Below are 5,974 nucleotides of genomic sequence, written 5' to 3' on the forward strand. Positions count from 1 at the left end.
TGGCAGGCGTGGCCGAGGAGGAAGAATCCCTGCCTTCGGGGCGGCCGAACACGGTCCGAAGCGGAGCGGAGGACCAAAGAAAACACTGTTACTCGTGGTGGCCGGGCTCCGCCAGGTGCGCGAACGCCTTCAGGTTGCGCATGTCGTGACCGCGCTCGGCCCGCCAGCGCCACTCCTTGCGGATCGCCGACGCGAACCCGCGCTCCAGTGCCGCGTTGAAGTTCTCGTCCGTGTACGTGAGCGCGCATCCCAGCAGCCGGTCGACCTCGTCCGGCGTGATCCCCTTCAGCGGCAGGCGTCCGCGCAGGTACACGTCACCGACGTCGTCGGTGGCGAACGCCATCCCGTACATGTCGGAGTTCCTGTGCATCAGCCACTGGTAGAACTCCGCGTGGTTCTCGTCCGGCTGGCGGCAGAAGAACGACGTCAGGGTCAGGCTGTGCGCTCCGACCTCCAACCACACCAGTGTCTTGAGCTTGGCCGTCCCCGGCAGGGTGACGAGGAAGGAGCCCTCGCGCGGACGCTCCATCTCCAGCCCGGCCTCGGCCACCGCCTCGGCGATCGCCCCGGCCGCGGTCTCGCGCGCCGAATCCGTTCCCACGTCCCATCCTTTCCTTTGGTCCGTCACCGGCACGCGGCCAGCGGCAGCGGACTCGGAGCGGTGCTCGACCGGTATACGTCCAGTAGTTCGTCCACCGTCCGCGACCAGCCCAGTGTGGCGGCGTGTCGGGGGGCCGCCAAGGCCAGCTTGGCACGCCATGCCGGCTGGGTGATCAGCCGGTGCAGCTCGGCGGCGTAGTCGTCGGGGTCGTGGCCCTCCACCAGGACGCCGGAGGACCCGTCCGCCACCGCCGTGGTCAGGCCGCCCACACGCGAGGCGACCACCGGTGTGCCGCAGGCCTGCGACTCGACCGCGACCAGGCCGAAGGACTCGGAGTAGGACGGGACGACCGTCGCCGTGGCCGCGCGGTAGTAGTCGGCCAACCGCACACGGTCCTGCGGCGGTTCGACCCTGACCACGTCGGCCACGCCCAGGGAGTGCGCCAGGTCGGTCAGCAGGCCGGGTTCGCGTGTCCCGCCGCCGGACAGACCGCCGACCACGCCGACCACCAGGCGCGAGCGCAGTGAGGGGTCCCGCTCCAGGAGCCGGGCGGCGGCGCGGATGAGCACGTCGGGGGCCTTGAGGCGCTGCACGCGCCCCACGAAGAGGAGGAGTTCGGTGTCGGGGGCCAGACCGATGCGGCGCAGCGCGTCGCGCCGCGACCCCGGTGTGAAGATCTCCAGGTCGACGCCGGGAGGGATCACACTGAGCTGGGTCTCGCGTGCACCGTAGTACTCACGGAGCTGGTGCGCCTCGTCGTCGGTGTTGGCGATGAGTCGGTCCGCCTGGCGCACGAGCTGGTCCTCACCGCGCACCCGGGCCTCCGGTTCCGGGGCGTCCCCCTCGGCCAGGAACGCGTTCTTGACCCGTGCCATGGTGTGCATCGACTGCACGAACGGCACCCCCCAGCGGCGGGCGGCCACGACGCCCGCCCGGCCGGAGAGCCAGTAGTGGCCGTGCACGAGGTCGTAGTGGCCCGGTTCTCCCTGGGCCTCCGCGCGGAGCATCCCGAAGATGAACGGACACAGGTGGTCGGCGAGCGCGTTCTTGTCCAGGTGGCCGTAGGGCCCGGCGGGCACGTGACGGACGTTCACCCCTGGGACGAGTTCGACGACCGGTGGCAGGTCCGGTCCGGTGGCCCGGGTGAACACGTCGACGGCCACGCCCCGCTCGGCCATGCGCCGGGCCACCTCGACCACGTACACGTTCAGTCCTCCGGCGTCACCCGTGCCCGGCTGATCCAGTGGCGAGGTGTGCAGACTGACGGTCGCGACGCGGGACGGAGTCGCCGTCTGCTCGCCCTCGGGAGCGTTTCCGGACACCGGTGGTCCTCTCCGATCGTGTGTACAGCCGCTGTCGTCAACAGCGACGAAGGTACACACTGTTCCCACGCGGAATGTCCGAGGGTCCTGATATAAGAGGCCCTCCCGTTCAGGGCGTGGCGGACCAGCCCGACACCAGGAAGTCGACGGTGTCGGGGAACGCGCGGGTCCAGGTCCGGAAGTCGTGGCCGCCACGCGGGTGGAAGGTGGCGACCGTCATACCGCGCTCGGTGAGCAGGTCGGCGAAGCGCGCCGCCTCTCCCTGGATGCTTCCCTCCTGGAGTGGTGTGTGATCGTCCTCACCCTCCACGAGCGCGAACCTGAGGTCGCGCACCTCCGTCGAGCCCAGCAGCCGGTCGGGGGCGTGGTCCGCGGTGTCGCCTCCGAACACACCGTACGGGTCGTCCACCCGGAAGTATCCGCCCCAGCTCGCCACCTGGCCGTAGAGGTCGGGGTTGCGCAGCGCGGTGGCCGCGGCGCCGTAGCCGCCCATGGAGAACCCGCCGAGGGCGCGCAACCTCCGCGGCCGAACGCGGTCACCCTCCACCGCGCGGATCACCGCACCGGTGACGAAGGACTCCAGGGCGAAGGAGCCGTCCGCGGCGTCACCCCACTCGGTGGTGGCTCCCGAGGCCACCTGCCCGTGGGGCGCGGCGATGACGAACTCGACCCCCGTGCGGCACATCTGCTCGTCCAGGAGTTCGCCGACGTTCTCGTCCATCAGCGTCCGGTGCGTGGAGGCGGAACCGTGCAGCAGGTACAGAACGGGCCGGTCGGCGCTGTCGGGGCCGGGCGGACGGCGGATCCACACCGGGCGCCCGCCTCCGGGGGCGTCGGCGTCGGGCAGGGTGACCACCTCGTCCCGGCCCGGCTCGTCGCAGACGGCGACCTGGCCGGGCTCGGGGATCGGTGCGGGGGTGGTCACCCCCTGGGCGGGCGGGAATCGGACCTCGCCAGCGCTGACCTCGGGGTCGGCCCCGAACAGGTGGTGACCGAGCCGTTCGGGGAGCCCTCCGGGCGGGGCGGTGGCCAGGACCGCGGCGGAGACGACGACCGTGCACGAGGAGACGAACACGACGGCTCGTCGGGAGAAAGACGCGAACACACCGAAACCTCAGGGTCGGGGCAACCGGTATCCGCTCCCAGCGGGGCGGAGCGATACGGAATGTGACTCACTGTAGTCGACCGGGGGCTTTGTGTGTGGAGATTGTCGCTTGAGCCCCACGATCCCCGTTCCTGAGGTCCCGCACCCAGTGTCGTGCCCGTGCGGTCGTGGCCCTCGGCGTCCCGGGCTCAGACCGCCAGGGCGTGCCGCAACCGGAGGTCGTCCGGGTAGGGGCGCAGGTAGGTCTGCTCGCGCGCCCAGTCCACATCCTCCGCCGCGCAGTGGTGCCGAAGGAGTGTGACGGGCAGGCTGAGCGGCACCAGTTCCGCCCGGTAGTCCTCGATCGCGGTCAGCAGGTCGTGCCGGCGCGTGTCGTCCAGGAGCGGGCTGAGCATCCCGAACGCGTGCTGGAGCGTGTTGGCGTGCTTGCCCCGGGTCGTCCGCACGGCCATCGCGCTGTGGAAGGCCGACGCGTAGGCGGCGGCGGTCTCCTCCCGGTCCGCCGACCCCGCCCGTGCCACGATCCGCCCCGTCCTCCGGTATCCCTCGGGAGAGTGCGACATCAGCTGGAGCTTGTGGCGGGTGTGGAAGGCCACGAGGTCCCGCGGCTGCCAGTCCGACTCCAGCAGTGCACGCAGCCGGGCGTGCGCGAAGACGCGCTGGACGAAGTGCTCCCGCAGCGCGGCGTCCGACAGGCGGCCCTGCTCCTCGACCGGCAGGTGCGGCAGGAGTCGGGTCAGGCGCTCGGCGAAGGCGCCCCGGCCCTTCCCGTCGACGCGGTTCCCCTCGGTGGAGAACACCGGCAGGGCGAGCAGTCCGCAACTGGGCGACTTGTTCTTGAGGATGTAGCCGTCCGCTCGGCGCAGCTGGAGGACGTGGTGGTCGGCGACGGCCGCCAGGTCGTCGGTGTGGTCGGCGCCGTCCTTGCTGGAGACCACCCGGTCGGCGCCGTCGCGCCGCTGGAGCCGCAGCGTGGGGCGCGGAACGCCCAGGCCGATCTCCGCCTCCGGGCAGACGGGAAGCCAGTCCACGTGGTGGTCGAGCTCGTCGGTGAGGAACCGGGACCGGGAGTGCCCTCCGTTGTAGCGGACGGGCGCGCCGAGCAGACAGCTCGACACCCCCACCAGAGGTCTCGTGGCGGTCGTCGGCTCGTGCGCTGGTCGCATACGGTCTTCCTACCCCGGGATCCGGCCGAATCCCCGTCGAGGTCACAGTACTGTCGGTAGGACGTTCGTTGCCGTGGGCGAGGGGGATTGGTGCCGCCGACCATCGTGCTGTTCACCCAGGACCTGCGCGTCCACGACCATCCGGCGCTCACGGCCGCCGTCGGCGCCGGGGACACCGTGCTGCCCCTGTTCGTGGTCGACCCGCGGATCGTGGAGCGCTCCGCCCGCAACCGCTGCGGCTACCTGGCCGAGGCGCTCACCGCGCTGCGCGCCGCGCTGCGCGCACGCGGCGGCGACCTGGTCGTCCGCGAGGGGGACACGGCCGAACGCGTCCGGGAGCTGGCGGAGCGGACCGGGGCCGAGGCGGTGTTCCTGAGCGCGGGGGTCAGCCGGTGCGCGGTCCGGCGGGAGGACCTGCTGCGCGGGGCGGGCCTGTCCGTGCGCGCCCTTCCCGGGTTGACGGTGGTCCCCCCGGGCGAGGTCACCCCCGCGGGCGGCGACCACTACAAGGTGTTCACCCCGTACTGGCGTGCCTGGGCCGAACACGAACGCAGGGCCGTCCTTCCCGACCCGGGCGAGGTGCGCCTTCCCGGAGACGTCGAGCCCGGAGCGATCCCCGAGGGCCTGGCCGGGGCTGGGGTGGGCGCGCCGGCCCCCTGCCGTCTGACCGGAGGCGAGGAGGCGGCGCGCGGGCGGCTGCGCGCCTGGCTGGACCGGGGGCTGCCCCGGTACGCGCGACGCCGCGACGACCTGCCCGCCGCGGCCACCTCCGGTCTCTCCGCCGACCTGCGGTTCGGCTGTCTGTCGCCCCTGGAACTCGCCGAGGCCGCCGAGGCGGCGGACGCGGGGGCCGGAGCCGAGGAGTTCGTCCGCCAGCTCGCCTGGCGGGACTTCCACCACCAGGTGGCTCGCGCCTTCCCCGACCTCCCCGTGCGCGACTACCGGCCGCGGGACCGGGGGTGGCGCGAGGATCCGGACGCCCTGGACGCCTGGCGGCGGGGGATGACCGGGGTGCCGATCGTGGACGCGGGTATGCGCCAGCTCCTCCGGGAGGGGTTCATGCACAACCGGACGCGCATGATCACCGCCGCCTTCCTCACCCGGACCCTGCGCGTGCACTGGAGGGCGGGCGCCGAGCACTTCCACGCCCACCTCGTGGACGGGGACGTCGCCGACGACTACGGGAACTGGCAGTGGGTCGCCGGGACCGGGAACGACACCAGGCCGAACCGCCCGTTCAACCCGCTGCGCCAGGCCCGGCGGTTCGATCCGGAGGGCGACTACGTCCGCCGCCACGTCCCGGAGCTGCGGGGCCTCCCGGGGCGGCGGGCGCTCACGCCCTGGCGGGAGACCGAACCGCCGGAGGGCTACCCGCCGCCGATCGCCGACCCGGGCCGGTGACACCGCGGACGGCCGACCGCCCGCGGCGGGCGCGTCAGGTCGTGCCGAAGGCCCGTCGGAAGGCGGCCAGGGCGCGGTCGTCGAACAGCACGAGACGGACCTCCGGCACCCGTACCTCCGACCCGTGGATCGCCTCCGCCGCGATCCGCGCGGCGTCGTCCATCGGCCACCGGAAGACGCCCGTGGAGATGGCGGGGAAGGCCACCGACTCCGCGCCGAGCTCGTGCGCCACGCCCAGCGACTCCGTGAAGCACGACGCGAGCAGCGCGCTCCGGTCCTCCGACGCGCTGTACACCGGGCCGACCGTGTGGATCACCCAGCGCGCGGGCAGGAGCCCCGCGGTCGTCGCCACCGCCCGTCCGGTCGGCAGGGCGCCGCC

Annotated in this window: 6 protein-coding genes; 1 reads left to right on the plus strand and 5 read right to left on the minus strand. The window is 72.9% G+C overall.

The window, feature by feature from the left end:
• Positions 1–88: 88 nt before the first annotated feature.
• From D471_RS0122065 to D471_RS0122080, 4 genes are all read right to left on the minus strand, one after another.
• Positions 89–601 (minus strand): YbjN domain-containing protein, encoded by a 513-nt coding sequence (locus tag D471_RS0122065; RefSeq protein ID WP_017600633.1) that lies wholly within the window; start codon positions 599–601, stop codon positions 89–91.
• A 23-nt stretch (positions 602–624) separates the two neighbouring features.
• Positions 625–1,923: a D-inositol-3-phosphate glycosyltransferase gene (gene mshA, locus D471_RS0122070; protein WP_017600634.1), complete on the minus strand. Its 1,299-nt coding sequence runs from the start codon at positions 1,921–1,923 to the stop codon at positions 625–627.
• Between the two features lie 109 nt (positions 1,924–2,032).
• Positions 2,033–3,028 (minus strand): alpha/beta hydrolase, encoded by a 996-nt coding sequence (locus tag D471_RS0122075; RefSeq protein ID WP_026127970.1) that lies wholly within the window; start codon positions 3,026–3,028, stop codon positions 2,033–2,035.
• 188 nt (positions 3,029–3,216) lie between these two features.
• Positions 3,217–4,194, minus strand: coding sequence for a YbgA family protein (locus D471_RS0122080; RefSeq protein ID WP_026127971.1), 978 nt, complete (start codon positions 4,192–4,194; stop codon positions 3,217–3,219).
• A gap of 87 nt (positions 4,195–4,281) precedes the next feature.
• Here D471_RS0122080 and D471_RS0122085 point away from each other — a divergent pair, with 87 nt between their 5' ends.
• Positions 4,282–5,595 (plus strand): cryptochrome/photolyase family protein, encoded by a 1,314-nt coding sequence (locus D471_RS0122085; RefSeq protein ID WP_017600637.1) that lies wholly within the window; start codon positions 4,282–4,284, stop codon positions 5,593–5,595.
• A gap of 34 nt (positions 5,596–5,629) precedes the next feature.
• On the opposite strand, the gene D471_RS0122090 is transcribed toward D471_RS0122085, so the two are convergent.
• On the minus strand, positions 5,630–5,974 hold a 345-nt coding region (locus D471_RS0122090), incomplete at its 5' end, for a macro domain-containing protein (protein ID WP_017600638.1).

It is taken from the genome of Nocardiopsis lucentensis DSM 44048 (assembly GCF_000341125.1).
GTDB classification, from domain to species: domain Bacteria; phylum Actinomycetota; class Actinomycetes; order Streptosporangiales; family Streptosporangiaceae; genus Nocardiopsis; species Nocardiopsis lucentensis.

Coding starts and splice junctions, on each gene's coding strand:
- D471_RS0122080 (WP_026127971.1), bottom strand. CDS start 4,194: ATGCGACCAGCGCACGAGCCGACGACCGCCACGAGACCTCTGGTGGGG.